Raw genomic sequence first — 905 nt, 5'->3', positions numbered from 1 at the left:
ATATAGTCAATTAAAAACAAAATAGTACAATACTCAACTTTGAAGGTCTAGCCATGGCATACTCTGCGGACTTAAGAAACAAAGCTTTAAACTATTACGAACAATGCAAAAACATCAGCCAAACCGCAGCAACGTTTAACCTGTCAAGAAACACGCTTTAACTGTGGATTCGCCTTAAAAAACAAACAGGCAGCCTAAAACATCAAGTCACCGGTCTAAATGCCGTCAAATTGGATAGGCAAAAACCGGCCCAATATGTTGGGCAACACCAGGATGCCTATCTGCATGAAATCGCCAAACATTTTGATTGTACGCCAGCCGCCGTTTGCTATGCACTCAAACAGATGGGGATGACGCGCAAAAAAAGACCACCACTTACAAAGAACAAGACCCGGCCACAGTAACGTATTATTTGACACGGCTGGCCGAATTTTCCGACTACCAACGTGTTTATTTGGATGAAACAGGATTTGACCGTTACCTGTTCCGTCCCTATGCCCGCAGCCTGAAAGGGCAAATAGTGAAAGCGCAGATAAGTGGGAAAAGATACCAACGCTTATCTCTGGTGTCCGCACAAGTCGGCAACCGGCTGATTGCTCCGATGGTTTATCAAAATACGATGACCGGCGTCTTTTTTGAAGCGTGGTTTCAGCAATGCCTACTGCCCGCATTGACTCAAAAATCGGTGATTATTTTAGATAATGCACGATTTCACCGTATGGGTGTCTTACGGAAAATGGCGGAAAAATGGGGACATAAGGTATTGCCTCTTGCACCTTATTCACCTGAGCTCAACCCGATTGAGAAGGTGTGGGCGAATATTAAGCGGTATCTGCGAACTGTATTGTCTGATTACGCCCGATTTGACGATGCGCTACTGTCCTACTTTGATTTTTATTGACTAT

The 905-nt window shown here is 44.2% G+C and carries 1 pseudogene; it reads left to right on the top strand.

From position 1 onward, the window contains the following. Nucleotides 1-53 precede the first annotated feature (53 nt). Nucleotides 54-905, top strand: a pseudogene (locus HMPREF9098_RS11585) (IS630 family transposase); the annotation flags it as partial.

The organism is Kingella denitrificans ATCC 33394 (assembly GCF_000190695.1).
Taxonomy (GTDB): domain Bacteria; phylum Pseudomonadota; class Gammaproteobacteria; order Burkholderiales; family Neisseriaceae; genus Kingella_A; species Kingella_A denitrificans.
Note: the sequence above shows the minus strand (reverse complement) of the source record. Positions and strands in the feature narration are given on the sequence as shown.